16 protein-coding genes are annotated in these 18,997 nt (G+C 59.1%); 7 read left to right on the forward strand and 9 right to left on the reverse strand.

What is annotated here, in order from left to right:
- Window positions 1-122: 122 nt before the first annotated feature.
- The 3 genes from AGR1_RS20100 to AGR1_RS20110 all read right to left on the reverse strand — a co-directional run bounded on the left by AGR1_RS20100 (window position 123) and on the right by AGR1_RS20110 (window position 2,808).
- Entirely contained in the window at window positions 123-1,418 is a 1,296-nt protein-coding gene (locus AGR1_RS20100) for a CmpA/NrtA family ABC transporter substrate-binding protein (protein WP_149147962.1), read from the reverse strand.
- 35 nt (window positions 1,419-1,453) lie between these two features.
- A complete protein-coding gene (locus AGR1_RS20105; RefSeq protein WP_149147963.1) occupies window positions 1,454-2,041 on the reverse strand; it encodes an ANTAR domain-containing response regulator in 588 nt (195 codons plus the stop codon).
- Window positions 2,042-2,142: 101 nt separating this feature from the next.
- Window positions 2,143-2,808 carry a GntR family transcriptional regulator gene (locus AGR1_RS20110; RefSeq protein ID WP_080794633.1) on the reverse strand — a complete coding sequence of 222 codons (666 nt, stop codon included), beginning with the start codon at window positions 2,806-2,808 and terminating at the stop codon, window positions 2,143-2,145.
- A 267-nt stretch (window positions 2,809-3,075) separates the two neighbouring features.
- Between AGR1_RS20110 and AGR1_RS20115 the strand changes: the two genes are divergently transcribed.
- The 6 genes from AGR1_RS20115 to amyA all read left to right on the forward strand — a co-directional run bounded on the left by AGR1_RS20115 (window position 3,076) and on the right by amyA (window position 10,976).
- Entirely contained in the window at window positions 3,076-4,317 is a 1,242-nt protein-coding gene (locus AGR1_RS20115; RefSeq protein ID WP_149147964.1) for an NRAMP family divalent metal transporter, read from the forward strand.
- 123 nt (window positions 4,318-4,440) lie between these two features.
- Complete coding sequence (locus AGR1_RS20120; RefSeq protein ID WP_149147965.1) at window positions 4,441-5,208, forward strand: 5-oxoprolinase subunit PxpA; 768 nt, start codon at window positions 4,441-4,443, stop codon at window positions 5,206-5,208.
- A gap of 11 nt (window positions 5,209-5,219) precedes the next feature.
- Window positions 5,220-6,029, forward strand: coding sequence for a putative hydro-lyase (locus tag AGR1_RS20125; RefSeq protein WP_080794628.1), 810 nt, complete (start codon window positions 5,220-5,222; stop codon window positions 6,027-6,029).
- A gap of 7 nt (window positions 6,030-6,036) precedes the next feature.
- Window positions 6,037-7,626, forward strand: coding sequence for a 5-oxoprolinase/urea amidolyase family protein (locus AGR1_RS20130; protein ID WP_149147966.1), 1,590 nt, complete (start codon window positions 6,037-6,039; stop codon window positions 7,624-7,626).
- 17 nt (window positions 7,627-7,643) lie between these two features.
- On the forward strand, window positions 7,644-9,377 hold the full coding sequence (locus tag AGR1_RS20135; protein ID WP_149147967.1) for a biotin carboxylase N-terminal domain-containing protein: 1,734 nt from the start codon (window positions 7,644-7,646) through the stop codon (window positions 9,375-9,377).
- A 111-nt stretch (window positions 9,378-9,488) separates the two neighbouring features.
- Window positions 9,489-10,976 carry an alpha-amylase gene (amyA, locus tag AGR1_RS20140; RefSeq protein ID WP_149147968.1) on the forward strand — a complete coding sequence of 496 codons (1,488 nt, stop codon included), beginning with the start codon at window positions 9,489-9,491 and terminating at the stop codon, window positions 10,974-10,976.
- A 30-nt stretch (window positions 10,977-11,006) separates the two neighbouring features.
- On the opposite strand, the gene soxR is transcribed toward amyA, so the two are convergent.
- Together soxR and AGR1_RS20150 are read right to left on the reverse strand one after the other, a co-directional pair.
- On the reverse strand, window positions 11,007-11,462 hold the full coding sequence (soxR, locus tag AGR1_RS20145; RefSeq protein ID WP_003519761.1) for a redox-sensitive transcriptional activator SoxR: 456 nt from the start codon (window positions 11,460-11,462) through the stop codon (window positions 11,007-11,009).
- A 159-nt stretch (window positions 11,463-11,621) separates the two neighbouring features.
- Complete coding sequence (locus AGR1_RS20150; protein ID WP_080794620.1) at window positions 11,622-13,730, reverse strand: TonB-dependent siderophore receptor; 2,109 nt, start codon at window positions 13,728-13,730, stop codon at window positions 11,622-11,624.
- A gap of 146 nt (window positions 13,731-13,876) precedes the next feature.
- On the opposite strand from AGR1_RS20150, the gene AGR1_RS20155 reads away from it, so the two are divergent.
- Entirely contained in the window at window positions 13,877-15,346 is a 1,470-nt protein-coding gene (locus tag AGR1_RS20155) for a glycosyl transferase family protein (protein WP_080794619.1), read from the forward strand.
- A gap of 7 nt (window positions 15,347-15,353) precedes the next feature.
- On the opposite strand, the gene AGR1_RS20160 is transcribed toward AGR1_RS20155, so the two are convergent.
- From AGR1_RS20160 to repC, 4 genes are all read right to left on the reverse strand, one after another.
- Complete coding sequence (locus AGR1_RS20160) at window positions 15,354-16,550, reverse strand: low temperature requirement protein A (RefSeq protein ID WP_149147969.1); 1,197 nt, start codon at window positions 16,548-16,550, stop codon at window positions 15,354-15,356.
- 55 nt (window positions 16,551-16,605) lie between these two features.
- Window positions 16,606-16,890, reverse strand: coding sequence for a hypothetical protein (locus tag AGR1_RS20165; RefSeq protein WP_080794615.1), 285 nt, complete (start codon window positions 16,888-16,890; stop codon window positions 16,606-16,608).
- Window positions 16,891-16,959: 69 nt separating this feature from the next.
- Window positions 16,960-17,172, reverse strand: coding sequence for a hypothetical protein (locus AGR1_RS20170; RefSeq protein ID WP_149148033.1), 213 nt, complete (start codon window positions 17,170-17,172; stop codon window positions 16,960-16,962).
- Between the two features lie 462 nt (window positions 17,173-17,634).
- On the reverse strand, window positions 17,635-18,912 hold the full coding sequence (gene repC, locus AGR1_RS20175) for a plasmid replication protein RepC (protein WP_149147970.1): 1,278 nt from the start codon (window positions 18,910-18,912) through the stop codon (window positions 17,635-17,637).
- Window positions 18,913-18,997: the final 85 nt, after the last annotated feature.

The following is an 18,997-nucleotide window of genomic DNA, read 5'->3' on the forward strand; positions in this document are numbered from 1 at the left end:
ACAGAATTTCAAAAGTTCCGTCAAACGACTAAATTTTAACCAGCCGCGATTTTGTCTATCGTTTGCGCAACTGGAGAAATTCCGCGCTTGAAATTTGCGCAGCTAGCCCGGCTGAACTGCTCTCAGGCTTCGCCTTGGGAGGTGGAAACAGGGGCAGAACTGCGCACGGCAAAACCATTCACATACCGTGTAATGTCAGCGGGATCGAAGACGACGCCGTCCACAAAACGGTCGCCAGCTTCCTGCCCTTCGATACGAATATCGGCATCATCAGGCGCATTGGCATCGCCCAGCGCCGCCCGATAAATATCCGGCCGGTAGGCAGACAGGGCGGCCTCCACGCCGGCCTGCGAAAACTCCGCCTGCCCCCAACGGATCATCTGGCTGTAAATCCACAATGCCTGGCTCTGGCGCGGATAATTGGCATGACCACCGTGAAACAGGAAATATTTGTCGATAACCCGGCGATTGCCCTGGCTGTCAATGTTGAATTCACCGGCAAGAACGTGGCGGATGATGCTTTCCGGCGCGCCGATATAGCGGGGATCAGCAAGCACCCGGCTCAGATCATCGTGATTTCCCGCAACATCACACCAGCGCGCGGCGGCATCGAGCGCCGTCAGCAGCCGCCCGACCGTTTCCTGCTGGTTTTCCGCCCATTCCGGCCGCATGCCAATGACCTTTTCCGGTGCGGAAGGCCACAAATCCTGCTTGGCAGCCACGATCCGGCCCACTCCACGCTCGGCGGCGACGATGTTCCACGGCGCGCCGACGCAGAAACCGTCAATGGCTCCGGCAGCGAGCGCATCCGAGGTCAATGGCGGCGGAACCACCACAAGCTTCACATCATGATCGGGATGAATACCGCCAGCGGCCAGCCAATAGCGAAATTCGTAATTATGCGATGAAAACGGATAGGTCATGCCGAGCGTCGGCGGAGGCTCGCCGCGGGCGCGCATATCATCGAGCACCCGCTTCAACGCCTCGGCGTTTTCCAGCGCTCCCGCCGTTTCGGAAAGCCCGGTCAAAACCTTCATCCGCTCAAAAAGCCGGGTCGAGAGCGTGATCGCATTGCCGCCCCTCCCGAGTGAAAAGGGCGTGATCGTCGGCGACGGGTTGGAGCCGAGCCCGAGCATGGAGGCGACCGGCATCGGCGACAGCATGTGGGCGATATCGAATTGCCGAAACGCCAGCCGGTCGCGCACATTCGCCCAGGAAACATCCTTGACGAGATCGAGCGAAAGACCTTCGCGTTCGGCGAAACCGAATTCGGCCGCAGCAATCAGGACGGATGCGTCGACAAGCGGAATAAAGCCGGCACGCAGGACTTTCTGCCGGTCGCTGCCGACGATTGCGGGTGCGCCCGTGGCTTGCGCTGCCGCCTTATCTGATCCGGCCGTTTTTTCCGGTGCCGCCATATCATGCACTCCTTGACTGTCCGACCGGGGGTTCGTCACATCAACAGACCGGCCGCGGTGACCACGCTTTGCGCGATCTCGGAAAGTTTTTTCTTCTCGTTCATCGCCGTTTGCCGCAAAAGCGCAAAGGCCTCCTCTTCGGAAAGACCACGCATCTTCATCAGGATGCCCTTGGCGCGCTCGATGACCTTGCGTTCCTCAAGCGCCGACTTGGCGTCGGCAAGTTCCCGTTGCAAGCGGCTGAAAGCATTAAAGCGGCTGACTGCCATATCGAGAATGGGTTTGACCCGCTCCTTCTTCAGCCCGTCCACCACATAGGCGGAAACGCCCGCCTCGACGGCCGCCTCGATGGACGCCGTGTCGGAACGATCGACAAACATGGCGATCGGCCGGCCAACCGTGCGGGTGAGCTGGAACAGATGCTCCATCATGTCACGATTGGGATTTTCCAGATCGATGAAAATGACGTCGGGCTGCAGCGTCTCGATGGTGCGCGCCACCCCGTTCACCTCGTGGATGACCGTGACGCGATGATAGCCGGCCTCGCGTAGCCCCTCCTCGATGATGGAGGCGCGGATCGCGTTTTCGTCGATAACGAGAATGGTCAGGTCGCGAAGCGTCATGTCGTCATTGATGACGCAGCGCAGCAAACTTGGCAATCGGCTGCGGATGCAAAAAATGGCGGGAGCGGCAAGGGTCGTTTCCTCCCCTGCCGCCCGTCATGTCAGGAAGCGTGTTCAACGGCGCGTTCAAGCGCCTTCAGAACCGTCCGCTCGGACAGATTGAGATAGATTTCCATCTCCTCGCCGGCCTGTTGCGCCTTGCCTTCTTCCATCAGCGACAGGATCTTGCTGTTCATGTCCACAAAGGGGGAATGAAGCTGTTCGGGATCTTTCAGCAAGCCGAAGCAAAGCCTGAGTTCAGCGGCGATACGCTCGTAGAAATCGCTGAGACGGGCACTGTCGAGAAGATCGACAACCGCGGCGTGGAATTTCATGTTGGCGCTTCCCACACCCAGCCAGTCGGCATCTTCACGCTTGACCTTGGCGTCCTCGACCGCTGCCCGCATCGTCTTGATCGCAGGATGCTTGTGCCAGGCCTGGCGAAGCGCGCCGCATTCTACCATGCGTCGCACCCGATAAATATCGATCACCGAGGACATGGTGGGAACGGCGACGAACACGCCGCGATTGGCCTCATGGCGCAAAAGCCCGTCCTTGGTCAGAAGCCGGAAAGCTTCGCGCAGCGAATTGCGCGACACGTCGAAACGTTCACTGAAGGCCGCCTCTGAAAGGCGCTGCCCCGGCGTCAGCTCGCCGGAGATCAGCAGGGTGCGAATACCCTTGGCCAATCGATCCGCAAGCGGCAGACCCTCTATCGTCTCGGTCATGGCGCTCCTTTCCTTAAGAGCAATGCAGCATCGGGAATTCCGTGACAGGCGTGTTCGGACACGGCTATGTTCTGCCCATAGCACAAAGCATTAGCAAAGCACGAAAAAAACGTGGTGAATTCATGCGCATAACGTCCAACAAATAGACAAAATGAGAGAACGATTATTATTTATTGTTGAACAATATTGACAATTTCACGGAACACGACAAACTCTTGCCATAAAGCATCCGCGAGGGGCGGATAGCGATAGGAGCGGAGAAAATCCATGGAGCAGAAAAAGCTCACCCCGACTGCCGACCTAAAAATGTCAAAACGCGCATCCCTGATGGGAGCGATTTTCCTGATGGCGACATCCGCCATCGGTCCGGGCTTCATCACGCAGACGGCGACATTCACGACCCAGCTTGGCGCCGCCTTCGCTTTCGGCATTCTTGCCTCCATCCTCATCGACTTCGTCGTCCAACTCAACATCTGGCGCATTGTGACGCTGACGCGTATGCGGGCATCCGATATCGCCAATGCCGCCATTCCCGGCGCCGGTTATTTCCTGGCCATCCTCGTCATCATCGGTGGCCTGTTCTTCAACATCGGCAATATCGGCGGCACCGGCCTTGGCCTGAACGCGATTTTCGGTCTGGACCCGAAAATAGGCGGTGCCATCAGCGCGATTTTTTCCATCGCCATCTTTGTTTCCAAGCGCGCCGGCCTTGCCGTCGACCGGTTCATCATTTTCGCCGGTATAATAATGATCGTGCTGACGCTTTATGTGGCCTTCGTTTCCGCACCGCCGGTGGGTGACGCCTTCCGCCAGACCTTCCTGCCGGACACGATCAATTTCGCAACCATCACCACCATCGTCGGCGGCACCGTGGGCGGCTACATCACCTATTCCGGCGCACACCGGCTGCTGGACCGGGGCATGGTCGGCATTGAAAACCTGCCTGTCGTCAACCGCGCCGCGCTGACCGGTATCGCCGTCACCGGCATCATGCGCTATGTGCTGTTCCTCGCCATTCTTGGCGTCGTCGCCAGCGGCGTCATCATCGATACGTCCGGCCAGGCCGCCAACCCTGCCGCACAGGCCTTCCGTTCAGCTGCTGGCGATCTCGGCTTCCGGCTCTTCGGCATCATCTTCTGGGCCGCAGCCATCACCAGCGTCATCGGCGCAGCCTACACCTCCGTATCGTTCCTGCCCGTCTTCAAGCAGGACATGAGCGAACGTGCCCGTAACATAGCGACGATTATTTTCATCGCCGTTTCGCTCGTCTGCTACCTGCTGATCACCACGCCGCCCGCCGCCATGTTGGTTTTCGTCGGCGGCCTGAACGGCCTCATCCTGCCAATCGGCCTTAGCATCTTCCTGTTTGCCGCGTGGAAACGCGAAGACCTGATGGGCGGCCATCGCTACTCGCGCATCCTGCTCGGGCTTGGCGTTCTGACCTGCGCCTTGACGTGGTACATGGGCTACAAGTCTGCCGGCACCATCTTCGGCCTGCTCGGCCTGTAATAAACTGGAGCGTTTCCGCATTTCGGAGAAAAGCGGAAACGCTCTACATATCTGTTTTTACGCATTTTCCGGACGCAAAACTGCTACGCACTTTTGCTGGAAATGCTCTAAAGGGAGGCAAACATGGCCGCTATCGATCTCAACAGCGATCTTGGCGAAAGTTACGGCGCATGGCGCATGGGCGACGATGAGGCGATGCTCGCCATCGTTTCCAGCGCCAACATTGCCTGCGGATTTCATGCCGGCGACCCTGCCGGCATCTACCGCACCGTCAAGGCCGCCGCCGAAAAAGGCGTGGTCGTTGGCGCCCATGTTTCCTATCCTGACCGCGTCGGCTTCGGCCGCCGCGATCTGGACGCTACCTCGGAAGAACTGATTGCCGATGTCATCTACCAGATCGGCGCGCTGAAAGGCGTCGCCGCCGCTGCCGGCACCACGGTGCGTTACGTCAAGCCGCATGGCGCGCTCTATAACCGCATCGCCAATGACGCAAAACAGGGACAGGCCGTCATCGACGGCATCAAGGCCATCGATCCTTCACTGGTGCTGATGGGCCTCGCCAACGCGCCCATCCTCGATCTCGCCCGCAAATCCGGTCTTGCCGTCGTTGCCGAAGCCTTTGCCGACCGCGCCTATACGCCTCAAGGCCAGCTCGTCTCCCGCCGCGAAGCCGGGGCCGTGCTGCACGACGCGGCAAAAATCGCCGGCCGCATGGTGCAGCTTGCCCGCGAGGGCACGCTGGAGGCAATCGATGGCAGCGTCATAAAAATCGAGGCGCAATCCATCTGCGTGCATGGCGACAGTCCCGGTGCGGTCGCGATCGCCGAGGAAATCCGCCGCCGTTTCGAGGCTGATGGCATCGACATCCGCTCTTTTGCATCCAGTCTCTGAAAGGATAGCCGATGACGATACCGACATCCTATCTCAACCACACGAACGCCGACGCCGCACGAAAGGCCCGTGCGACCTATCGTGACGGCCTCGTCGCCCCAACTTCCGGCATTGCACCCGGCTTCACGCAGGCGAACATGATCGTGCTGCCGCGCGACTGGGCCTTCGATTTTCTGCTTTATGCGCAGCGCAATCCCAAACCCTGCCCGGTGCTCGATGTTTCCGATCCCGGTTCGCCGACAACGCTTCTGGCGCCCGGCGCCGATCTGAGAACCGACCTGCCGCTCTACCGCATCTGGCGGGACGGCAAGCTTGTCGAGGAAACGGCCGACGCCACCGCCGCCTGGGCGGAACGCGATGATCTCGTCGCCTTCCTGATCGGCTGCAGCTTCACCTTCGAAACGCCGATGGTGGAAGCAGGCATCGAAATCCGCCACATGACCGACAAGAGCAATGTGCCGATGTATCTCACCAACCGGCCCTGCCGTCCGGCCGGTCGGCTGAAGGGCAACATGGTGGTTTCGATGCGGCCGATCCCGGCATCGCGCGTGGCTGATGCGGCGACTATTTCGGGACGGTTTCCGGCGGTGCATGGCGCACCCGTGCATGTCGGCGCGCCCGAAGAGATCGGCATTACCGATCTTTCAAAGCCTGATTTCGGCGATGCGGTGCGGATCGAGCCGGGCGAAGTCCCGGTGTTCTGGGCCTGCGGCGTCACACCCCAGGCCGCCGTGATAGCGTCCGGCGTGCCCTTTGCGATCACCCATGCGCCGGGACACATGTTCATCACCGACATTCCCGATTCCGCCTATCACGCGTGAGGATATGATGCGTTTTCTCCCCGTCAGCCTCACCACCATTCTTGTCGAACTTGCCGATCTCGATGAAACGCTGGCGCTTTTCGCCTCGCTTCAGAACGATCCGGTCGAAGGTATCGAAGAAACGGTGCCGGCTGCCCGCACATTGATGATCCGTTTCCGCCCTGAAACGATCGGCGTCGAAGCGCTAGCCGCGCGGCTGGCAAGCCGCGATCTTTCCGCAAAAATCGCGCCTTCGGACAAACTCGTGGAAATTCCCGTCCACTATAATGGTGAGGACCTCGCCGATGTTGCCGAATTGACCGGCATGAGCATCGAAGAAGTCATCCGCCGCCATACTGAAAGCGAATTCACTGTGGCCTTCTGCGGCTTCGCCCCCGGCTTCGGTTATCTGGTCGGCGGCGACCCGGCCCTGCATGTGCCGCGCCGGCAAAGCCCGCGCACCCGTATTCCGGCAGGCTCCGTGGCGCTGGCTGGCGCCTTCAGCGGCGTCTACCCGCAAAACAGCCCCGGCGGCTGGCAGATCATCGGCACCACGCCATTGAAGATGTGGGACATAGACCGCGATCCCGGCGCGCTTTTCCAGCCGGGTTACCGGGTTCGTTTCTTCGACATGGACAAGGCCGGCAAAACGGTCAATATCCCTGCACTGACACCGCGCAGTAAAGAACCGGGAAAAGACAGCCCGTATTTCGAGGTGCTCGCCGCCCCCATGCCCGCCATCTTCCAGGATCTCGGCCGCTTCGGCCAGACCGGGCAGGGCGTCTCGGCCTCCGGCGCTCTGGATCGCGGCGCATTCAATGCCGCCAACCGCATCGTCGGCAACCCTGCCAATACGCCGTGTCTCGAACTGACGCTCGGCGGCTTTTCCTTTAAAACCGCGAGCCGTACCGTCATTGGTATTGCCGGTGCGCCCTGCCCCGTCACGATTACCACGGCAGACCGCAGCTTCGCGGCCAAAACCCATAGCCCGGTGTCACTCGAACCCGGTGATGTGGTGACCTTCGGGCAGCCGCCGAAGGGCATGCGCTGTTATCTTGCGGTGCGCGGCGGCTTCGATGTCGAGCCGGTGCTCGGCAGTTTTGCGACCGATACATTGGCTGTCGTCGGTCCGGAGCCGGTGGGGGCAGGCGCCATACTGCCGCTCGACGGCGAGAAGACCGGCCTTTCCAGCGTATCGATCGACGAGATACCAGCCTTCGATGCGCCGGCAGTCGGCGAGGTTGTCACGCTGGACATTGTTCTCGGGCCCCGCACCGACTGGTTCACGCAGAAGGGTATCGAGACCCTGACCGGCCAGCTCTGGCAGGTCACGCCGCAGTCGAACCGCGTCGGCATCCGCCTTGCCGGCGAGGTGCCGGTTGAACGCAAGGATAGCGCCGAATTGCCAAGCGAAGGCACAGCGACTGGGGCGATCCAGATTCCCCATAGCGGCCAGCCGGTTCTCTTCCTTGCCGACCACCCGCTGACCGGCGGTTATCCTGTCATCGGCGCGGTCGCCGAATATCATCTCGATCTTGCCGGGCAGATTCCGGTGAACGCCAAAATCAAATTCCGCCCGATCGGCCCATTTGCCGAAATCGCGGCCAAAAACACATAATTCCGAGGAGAAGAGCGATGAAAAAAGTGCTGATTGCCAATCGCGGCGAGATCGCGGTGCGCATCATCCGCGCATGTCGCGATTACGGCCTGCAATCGGCCGCCGTATATGCCGATCCCGATCAGGATGCCCTTTTCGTCCGGCTGGCGGATGAAGCCTATGCGCTGGAGGGCGTACGTCCCGCCGAGACCTATCTCGATATCGCCAAGCTGATCGCGATTGCCAAACGCGCCGGTGCGGATGCCGTGCATCCCGGTTACGGTTTCCTGTCCGAGCGCGCCGAATTTGCGCAGGCTGTTCTTGATGCCGGACTCATCTGGATTGGCCCCGATCCGCATGTCATCGAGGCCCTGGGCGACAAGGTCGAGGCGCGGCGCATCGCCACCGGCGTCGGCGCGCCGCTGGTCGCCGGCAGCGACGGCCCGGTCGCATCCGCTGCCGAAGTCACGGCTTTTGCCGAAAAGCACGGCTTGCCCGTCGCCATCAAGGCGGCCCATGGCGGCGGCGGTCGCGGCCTGAAGGTAGCGTGGAAGATGGAAGAGATTGCCGATCTCTACGAATCCGCCGTGCGCGAGGCGACGGCCGCCTTTGGCCGCGGCGAATGTTTTCTTGAACGTTTTCTCGACCGACCGCGCCATATCGAAGCGCAGGTTCTGGCCGACAAACACGGTAATGTGCTCGTCCTCGGCACCCGCGACTGCTCGTTGCAGCGCCGGAACCAGAAGCTGATCGAGGAGGCTCCCGCGCCCTTCCTGTCCGACGAACAGCGGCAAAAAATCCATACGGCCGCCAAGGCTATCTGCGCCGCCGCCGGTTATTCCGGCGCCGGCACCGTCGAATTCCTGCTCGGCGTCGATGGCACGATTTCCTTCCTCGAGGTCAATACGCGCCTTCAGGTGGAACATCCCATCACCGAAGAAACCACCGGCATCGATCTCGTCATCGAGCAGTTCCGTATTGCCGAAGGCCATAAGCTGCGGGTACTCGAAACGCCGGAACCGCGTGGACACTCGATGGAATTCCGCATCAATGCCGAAGATCCCGGCCGGGGTTTCCTGCCGACACCCGGTTCGATCTCGCTCTTCGAGGCCCCCTCCGGTCCCGGCATTCGCGTGGATAGCGGCGTCGTCAGCGGCTCCAGTGTGCCGGGGGTGTTCGACTCGCTGATGGCGAAGCTCATCGTCACGGGTGCCGACCGCGATCAGGTCCTGCGCCGCGCCCGCCGCGCGCTGAAGGAGTTCCGTATCGAAGGCATCGCCACGGTCCTGCCCTTCCATCGCGCCGCGATCGAGACCGAAGACTTCATCGGCACGGACGGTTTCAAGGTTCACACCCGCTGGATCGAGACCGATTTCGCCGCCATGCCGGATGCCATGGAGCGCCCGGCACCGGCCGACGACCCTTCCGTCACCCGCACTTTTCTGGAAATCGACGGCAAGCGTGTATCGGTCGGTCTGCCCAGCCTGCTGCTCTCCAGCCTCGGTGCGGTTAGCGGCGGCGGCGCGATTGTTCCCGGCACCGCCGCCCCCAAGGAAAAGGAAGGCGAACTCACCGCCCCGGTTTCCGGCACCCTGCAGTCCTTCAAGGTAAAAGACGGGGACACGGTTTCGCAAGGCGATCTTCTGGCCGTCATGGAGGCCATGAAGATGGAGACGCAGATTATCGCCACCAAGGCCGGCAAAGTTCGCCTCATTGTCAAGGAAGGCGACTATCTGCAGGCGGGCGCAGCCCTTCTCGAGATAGCCGGCTAATATACGGACAGGCCACCGGCCTAACAATTGCAGATCGCGCATGGCCGGCGGCGGAACCCTTTCGCCGCCGGGCCGTTTATGGCGCGACCTGCTAACGACTGTGAGGGAAATATGGCCGGACGCACCTTGCTTCAGTTCTTCCATTGGTATTATCCGGACGGAGGGAAGTTATGGAGCGAGGTGGCCGAAAAGGCCGAAAGCCTTGCCAAAATGGGCATTACCGACGTCTGGCTGCCACCCGCCTACAAGGGCGCCGCCGGCGGTTATTCGGTGGGTTATGACACCTACGATCTCTTCGACCTTGGCGAATTTGACCAGAAGGGCACCGTCGCTACCAAATATGGTGATCGCGCCGCCCTTGAACATGCGGGCAAGACGCTGAAGGAGAATGGCATCCGTGTCATTCACGATGTCGTTCTCAATCACAAGATGGGTGCAGACGAGAAGGAGAAGGTGCGGGTTCGCCGCGTCAATCCCGAAGACCGCACCGAAATAGACAATGAAGACTTTCAGGCGCTGGCCTATACGCGTTTCACCTTTCCCGGCCGCAACGGCAAACATTCCAAATTTATCTGGGACCTGAAGTGCTTCAGCGGTGTCGACCACATCGAGGAGCCGACTGAAGACGGGATATTCCGCCTCGTCAATGAGTATGGCGATGGGGAATGGAATGAGGAAGTCGATCAGGAAAACGGCAATTTCGATTATCTGATGGGTGCCGATGTCGAGTTCAGGAACCGGGCGGTTTACGAAGAGCTGAAATATTGGGGCCGCTGGCTCTCCGAGCAGGTGCAGGTGGATGGCTTCCGTCTCGATGCCGCAAAACATATCCCGGCCTGGTTCTTCCGCGACTGGGTCGGCCATATGCGGGAAACGGTCGATCCCGATCTTTTCGTCGTGGCGGAATATTGGCACCCCGATCTCGAAGCGCTGAAAAGCTATCTCGAACTGGTCGACAAGCAGCTCATGCTTTTCGACGTCGCCCTTCACCACAGTTTCCACGATGCTTCGAAACAGGGCGGCGATTTCGATATGCGCAGCATCTTCGACGGCTCGCTTGTCTCCGCCGTTCCCGACCATGCCGTCACGCTGGTCGACAATCACGACACACAGCCACTGCAATCGCTGGAAGCGCCAGTGGAACCCTGGTTCAAACCTCTTGCCTATGCGATCATCCTGCTGCGCGAAAAGGGTGTGCCCTGCGTCTTTTATCCCGATCTGTTCGGCACGAGCTACACCGACACCGGCAATGACGGCAACGAGTATAAGATCGATATGCCCGCCATTGAATGCCTGCCGAAGCTCATAGAGGCCCGCAGCCGTTTCGCCAACGGAGCCCAGACGGATATTTTCGACGATGCCAGCTGCGTCGCCTTTATCCGCCACGGCACCGCCGATGCGCCGGGCTGCGTGGTGGTGATGTCGAATGGTGAGCCGGCGGAAAAGCAGATCGATCTCGGCCCCGATCACGCCAGGGCGGTCTGGCGCGACTTTCTCGGGCACCGTGAAGAACGGATTACCCTCGATGAGAGCGGCAAGGGCGTCTTTTCCACCAATGGCGGCAGCGTCAGCGTCTGGGTTGCAGCCGATTCCGAGTGAGGTTCAGCCGTTCCGGTCCGGAAATCCCGTTCATTCCGCAGAAACGAGTCGGCGCGGACCTGCGCCGTCATCGGCCAGAACATCGTTCGGATTGCGCAACGGACAATCATCCAGCGAAAGACACCCGCAACCGATACAGCCGGTAAGCTGATCGCGCAGCATGATCAGGCTATTGATGCGAAGCTGCAGCATTTCCCGCCACGATTGGGAGAACCTGCGCCAATCGGCCGTCGTCGCCACCCGATCCTGCGGCAGATCAGCCATCGCGTCCCTGATAATGCTGAGCTGTATACCCGCGCGCTGCGCGATGCGGATGATGGCGATGCGTCTCAAAACAGCGCGATGATAACGGCGCTGGTTACCGGCGGTTCGCCAGCCCTCGATCAATCCCTTCGCCTCATAAAAATGGATGGTGGACACGGCGATGCCGCTGCGGCGGGCAACCTCCCCAACCGTCAGGCTGTGCTTGAATACGGTATTTTCCATTCTGGCTCCTGCTTCCGTAACGATTTCCGCTCGGAAAACGCGGAAACATAGTGAAGAGCAGCCGGTATAATTCCTCAACCATAGTTGAGGTCAATAGGCGATAGCCCAAAAAAAGAGGCGCCCAAAGGCGCCTGCAATTTTCGTGAATGTGGCAACGGATCAGAACTTAGCTGTCATGCTGATCCAGAAACGGCGGCCTTCCATGACGGTGTTGAAATCGTCGGTGCCGACATCCTTGTCGAAGACATTGTAAATGGCGGCATTGAGATCGACATTTTCGGCGACCGCATATTTCGCCCCGATATCCAGCGTGGTGTAGGCGTCATATTTGCGCCCGGCCTTGCCGTTGATCGTCACAGGCGTGCCGTTAGTGCCGATGCGCGGGCCGGCGTTGATTTCCGATCCGTGGTAGTTCAGCGAGGCCCAGGCTTCCAGACCCTCGATTGGGGTTACCCAGTCGCCGCGCAGATTGGCCATATGTTCCGGCGTGCGCGCCAGCGGGAAACCTTCATAATCGCCGGTTTTCTGTTCGGAATGGGTATAGGTATAGTTGCCGCGCAGCGTCAGGTCCGGCGTTGCATACCAGGTCGCCGTCAATTCCACACCCTGAATGACCGCATCGTCGATGTTGTAATTGTACCAGAGACGATAGTTACGGTCTTCGCTCCAACGGGCCGGTGTTCCATCCGGATTGAGCACCAGCGCATTGGAAATCTTGTCCTTGAAATCGGTGTAGAAATAGGTGGCGCCGAGAGCGACGTCGCCATTGTCCCAAAGAGCGGCCACTTCATAGCTCGTGCTCTTTTCCGCTTCGAGGTTGGGGTCGCCGATGATGACGCCACAGGTGCCGCTGGGGCCATAACTGCAACCGCCGCCACCCGTCGTATAGGCATAACCCGGCGCGATCTGGCGGATTTCCGGCGCCCGGAAACCGGTGGAAATGCCGCCCTTGATGGTCAGCTCTTCGGTCGCGCTCCAGACGCCATAAAGACGCGGGCTGAAATGATTGCCGTATTTTTCGTGATTATCGAGACGAAGACCGCCCGTCAGCGCGAAATTATCGACAATGCGCCATTCATCCTCAAGGAAGAGCGCCCATTGCGTCGCCGAAAATGTTTCGTCGCGGCCGGTGCGGCGTCCCGGGTTCTGGTCGGTCAGCCGCGCCTCGAAATATTGTCCGCCTGTCACCAGCGTGTGGTTGCCGAACAATTCGAACGGCGTCGTGAACTTGCCATCGAGAACGGTGTTGCGCACTTCCGGCGAGCGCGGGTTTTCTGTCACGCGGCCGGTGCGGATATTTCTGGTGAAGTTGGTGCGCTCCGCCCATTCCTGTTGAAACGAGAATTCGGATGTGGTCGGCCCCCAGCGGCCGGTATGCGACAATGACCAATGGTCACGCGTATTGGTATTGTAGGTGCCGTTGGCATCCGTTGCTGCCAGCGTCTCGCCAGGTTCGGCGTTGCGGCGCAGCCGCGTCTTGCCGCCTTCGAGATAGATGTCGTGATCTTCGTTCGGCGTAAACGTCAGACGACCGTTGAAATCATATTCCTTGGCGCCCGTGGTGCCGCTCGGAATACCGTCTTCGCCACGCGTGAAGCCCCTGCCCCAGAGCTGCAGACCAAGCTGATCCTTCAGTATCGGTCCGTTGGCATACCAGGAGACCTGGCCGCTATTGCCGAATTTGGAATGCTGCTGAACCGTGCCTTCGGTGGTGACGGAACCTGACCAGACATCGCCGACCTTACGCGTGATGATGTTGATGACACCGCCCATAGCGTCCGAACCATAAAGCGAGGACATCGGCCCGCGCACCACTTCGATACGTTCGATCGCCGAAACCGGCGGCACGAAACTCTGTTCGAAGCCGGAATTGCCGTTGGTGCGGGCGTCGCGCGTGCTCTGCCGCTTGCCGTCAACCAGAACCAGCGTGTAGGCGCCGGGCAATCCGCGAATGAAAATGTCCTTTTCATTGGCAATGCCGGTGACGGACACCCCCTGAACTTCGCGCAGGGCATCGGTCAGATCGCGATAGGATCCCTTTTCCAGATCTTCACGCGTCACAACCGTGATGCTGGCCGGCGCATCTTTCACATTCTGCTCGAAACCGGATGCGGTGACGACGATCTGCTCAAGAACCGTGCTTCCTTCAGACGCCTGCTGCGCCAAAGCTGGCTGAGCGATGCAAAGCGACGTTCCAGCCATTGCTGCCGAAAGACCGGCCTTTATTATCGTCGCGGACTTTTCGCGGCCGCGGTACTTCAATTCCATGTTATGCCCCCGCATTTAACTTGAGAATTTAACCCCACTTATTTAGGAGGGAGTTCAGGCGCAATGCGTTTGTTTTCGAACAATTCTAAATTCTAGAAATTGCAAAAAGGGCTCCACGGACGAGCCGTGGAGTAAAAAATCGCAAGATGACAACCGGCAAGAGAAAAGATGAACGGGCCTCCACAACAAAACCCGACAGGCTTGGGCAGCTGAAACTCCTTGTCGCTTTTGATGCTTTGTTAAGAGAAGGCAGCGTCAGCCGCGCGGCGGCGGGCATGGAACTGCCGACATCTTCCATGAGCCGGATATTGCAGCAGCTGCGCGACATATATGGCGACCAGCTTTTTCTGCGCACCGGTCAGGGCCTTCGTCCCACCCCCTTTGCCGAAAGCATGCGGCTGCGCATCCGGTCGCTGGCGGCGGAGGCCGAGAATCTTATGGACTATTCGCAGAAAAAATCCGCCGCCCCGGCCAGCGCCAGTGCAAGCGGCTGGGAGCGGCCCGTACTGATGAAGGCGCCGCCGCTTTCGCTTCGCCCCAGCGTTCTTCTGGAAGGTCAGCCGACGCCGGAAAACATCGCCGACCGTCTCGCGCGCATCGGCCACAATGCCGATCCGCAGCAGAGGCTTGCCAAATATATAGCAACCTCGGCGATGGGCATCGGCAACAGCCGCCCGCTCAGCCAGGGGGAAGCGATGGATGCGCTCTCGATCATTCTCGATGGCGATGCCGACCCGATACAGATAGGCGCGCTGCTCGCCACCATGCAGTATCGCGGCGTGACTGCGGCGGAGCTTGCCGGTTTTATCGACGCCATGTGGACACATATAAAAAGGGATCAGCAAGGGCCTGCATCGGTGGACCTCGACTGGCCCGCTTATATGTCACCGAAACATCGCGATGCGCCATGGTTTCTCCACTCCGCCCGTCTTGTCGCCATGGCGGGATACAGCGTCCTGCTGCACGGGCATGTGGGGCAGGGGGAAAACGGCGGCAAGCTTGAACTTGCAGCGCAGGCCTGTGGCATTCCCCTCTGCCGATCGCTTTCGCAGGCGGCGAAAGCCACAGCTTCAGAACGCATCGCCTACCTCCCAATTGGCGGACTGTCCCTGCAGTTTCAAAGCCTGCTCGGCCTCCACGGCATTTTGGAGATGCGCCTGCCGCTCAATACGGTCGTGCATCTTCTCAATCCGCTTCGCGCCAGAAGCACGATCATCGGTGTCGCGCGCCCCTCCTATCAGGAACTTCATCGGGACACGGCACGGCTGCTTTCGGTGGAAAACCTCGCCATTCTCGGCAACACGCGGGATTTCGCGCAATTCACACCGTTTCGCAGCACTCGGATTTTCGGTCTTTCGAAGGGCAAGGATGTGGAATTCATCGTTCCCGCACGCGAGACGCCGCCCGCTGAAATGCCGACCATGTTCACAACCTTCGAATATTGGCGGGCGGTATGGACGGGCGCCGCAAGGGACGAAAGGGCGGAAACCATCATCATCTCCACAACGGCCATCGCGCTGATGCTGGTCAACGATATGGCTCTGTCCTTCGAGGAAGCCTATGCCCGCAGCCTTCGACTCTGGAACGACAGGGCGCGCAATCTCGTCAACGCCTGATCAGCGATCAGGCATTGGCGACCGCCCTTTGGAGAGCCAGATACTCCCAAAGCGCCACAAGCAGAAGAACGCCCATGCTCGCCAGTTGCAACACGAAAAGCGGAATGCCCGGCACCGGCAAAAGCACGCAGAGCGCCGCCACGCCGGCAAAATGCGAGACCGGTCGCTGATAGGCGGCGGCGATCTTGACGCCGATATTGCCGGCCAGAAACAGGACAGGGCCGCCGAGAATGGCGATCGCCTCCCGCAATGTCGCACCTTCTCGCGGGTGGGAGAGGCTGAAATCCTCACCTACCGCCGTCAGGATGATACCGGCGACGATGGGCAAATGCCCATAGTTAAAAAGATTATGGGCGATCTTCGTCTTTTCTTCGGCGTTCTCGGCTTTTCTCGAAGCCTCCTCCTGCCCATGATGGAAATAAATCCACCACATCGCCACGGTACTGACGAAAGCGGAGCAGAAGACGGTGAATGTCAGGCCTGAATTCATATACTCGGTCGCCGTGCGCCCGGTGGTGAGGATCGTTTCCCCAAGACAGATGATGACGAAGAGCGCACATCGCTCCGCCAGATGCTCGCCGGAAAGATGCAACCGGTCCTCGTCGCTCGAGGCCACACCTGGCACGACATAACGGCAGGCAGGGCCGGCATATTCAATTACGAGCGCCATGGCCCAAAAGAGAATGCGGTCCGTCAGATCGGCGAGCCCTCCGGCCAGCCAGAACAGGCTGGAAACCGCAAGCCAGATCGTCACACGCACAAAGACCAGAAAAGACTGCCGGTCTTCGCTCCTGAACGCATAAAGGGCGAACAGGCTTCGGCCGACCTGCATCGCGCTGTAGATCAGGGCGAAGACGAGGCCCTGTTCCGCAAAAGCCTCCGGCAGCGCGATGGCCAGCAGAACGCCGCCGAACATCAGCACGAACAGCAGGATCCTGACTGGCTCCTTTTCCGTGTTCAACAGGTTTGTGATCCAGGTGGTGTGTATCCATAGCCACCAGAGCGACAATATCAGGATGCAGGCCTCAAGCGCCGCCGTTGGCCCAAAATCCTTGGCCAGCGCGTGGGAGAGCTGAATCAGCGCGAAAACAAAGACCAGATCGAAGAACAGTTCGGGGAAACTGGCCTTGCCGGCGTCCTGGCCCTCTTGCCTTATCCAGCTTTTCGCATCTATGCGTCCTTGAAGCTCACCCCCGGTTCTCATTCCACCTCCGCCGCAATATTTTGATCGTCGCAACCGGTTCTGTCACCACGCATCCTTACTGTTGCGACAAAGCCTCTTCGCTGGCCGATACAGCCGGGTTCGACCTTCGGCCGGGAAACTCAAGCGCCCGCGCACTGTCAGGATAAAAGCGCGGCCCAACCAGACGGACTTTCTTCCCGGACACGTCGGTAATGTAATGCGGGGCGGTAGTCTTCGGCGGCACTGAAATGCGGGCGGCACCGGAAACCGCAAGCGTGCTGACCTCGAGAGGCTGGGCAATCGCCGGCAGGCCTGTCATCGCGGCGAGTGCGGCTGAGAAAACAAATGATCTTGGAAACATGGGACGTATATCCTGGCGTCAATTATCTGCGCCATAAACAGCCCTCGCCCGCTTTGGTTCCGCCGCTCTTCAGTTATCCCCATCAAGGTAGGAGCTGTATTGAACATACTCGGCACTCGGTTGCCCACCGACGATCTCCGGCGGCCGCGCTTCGTCGTCGGGCAGATGGCCGGTGTTTTCGAACTCCGCACGCAGGAGCTTTTCGATAGCCCTTTCCCGCGGCAAGGCGTTGTCCGCCATATAAAGAGCGACAGCCAGTTCCATGTCGTCCGGAAAATTCATCAACTCAGCCATCCGTTCAAGCAATGAAGCGCAAACGCAGGACCTTGCAGAAAGTTCAACTTCGCCGTCTCGGGCGCGGCTTTGTCTGTTGACCGTCCAATTACTTCCGATGGGCCGTGTCTCGGTTTTGCGGCGCCCGGCCATGCCACTTCTATATGCAGTGCCACCCGCCTCTTCACCACATGCTCCGTGCACACAGATTGCACTTTTCTGCTCTTCTCGTCGCAATTTCGACGAAAAACGCCCTCGACTCAAGCGATTGAAACCAATCACGGAAAAACGCAAACGAAAGCTAAATGGAACTTAGTTTTCATTACTTTGCATTAACCATAGAAATCCACCAGCTGCATTGATCATTACAGCAGGCTCATGCGAATCTCTTTCTACTTGCGGAAACGGCGTTAATGTAACTTCCGTCTGCTTTTTCCGCAAGCGATGACGATTTCCTGCGGCCGTGAGAATTCACAAAAGCATGTTCGCCTCCATGGTGTCCTTACGCCCTCGCAACTGCGCCAAAAGCATGGTCTGTACATCGAAGCCGCCTTCCTGCGCCTTACGGGTCAGATTACGCAGATATCCGCCGAGCGAGCTTATCTGGTCCGCTTTCTGCAAAAGGCAGGCGAGAATGGCTGCCGTTCCCTGTCGGCCAAATGTGGCAATCGCATCCTGATACGCCGACTGGCTGATGTTGAACATGGTTTTGATGACCGATGTCGCCACTTCGAGATCGCGCCATCCGGTAACTGCGCCGCCTGGGGCATAAAGCGAGATATCCGGGCAAGCCTTCAAAACCAAAACAATATCAGGAACAAAAAATTGCTTATGAAGAACAGGTTTTGCTGACTGCGGTGAGGCTTTAGCAGTGACAGGTGCCGCACATGCCGGCTGGGTGCTTGCCGTGCTGGCAGGTGCAACGGTTTCTGTTTCACACAAATCGTGCCGTTCAGATATGGATTCGGATTCTGAATTCTTTATGAGGCGCTCATTTTGGCAGTCATTGCCGCCCATTTTTTTCGGTTTTTCAATATTTTCCAGATAGTTGGTCACTTCCGCGCGTAAAGAGGCCAAAAATCCGGCGATTTCCCGAAGTTCCGCGGGCTTGGAGTTGCGGCCGAGAGAGCGGGCAATGGCGTTGTAGCGGGTCTGAAATCCTTCGGAAGTTTCGAGTTTACCGCTCGCGGCAATCATTTCGCAGAGTTTCTGGATATCGCGGCGGCAAAGGCTGATGTTTTCACGAAGCCGCTGAAGATCGAGCCGCTCACTGACGATGCGTTCGGCCAGTTCCTCGATTTCCGCTTTGCGGGCAAGAAGCGGCGCCAGCGAAAAACCGTAAGCCTCGCTGATTTCCCCTCCCCTGTGCTTGCGGGCGTATCGTTTTCCGTTCGGGCTGTCCTTGCGAATGATAAGCCCGGCCTCGACAAGCGCCGAGAGATGCCGGCGCAATGTCTGCTCGGCCATGCCATGGGCCCTGAGTGATAATTGCGTATTCGACGGGAAGACGACCAATCCGGCTTCGCTGGAAAGCTCGTTTTTCGGATAAAAACTCAAAAGCGCGTTCAGGACCGCAAGCGATCGATCAGTCACGCCGAGCAATGGCCTGGCTTCACAGACCGAACGATAGAGTTTCCACTTATCGACCGCCTCGATCTTCTTGTTTTTCTGCGCAGCGAATTGGGTCGCGAGGACGCCAAACGACATCGCTCGCCGCCCAAAGGGCGTCGTTACACATGTGCTGTCCATGTCTTTCACCTTTCACAAGGCAAAAGAAAATCGCTCACCGAAAAATTCGATGCCAAGACTCTTGACTATGATTCGCGGAAATGAG

Origin of the sequence: Agrobacterium sp. B1(2019), assembly GCF_008274755.1 — a bacterium.
Classification (GTDB): Bacteria; Pseudomonadota; Alphaproteobacteria; order Rhizobiales; family Rhizobiaceae; genus Agrobacterium; species Agrobacterium salinitolerans.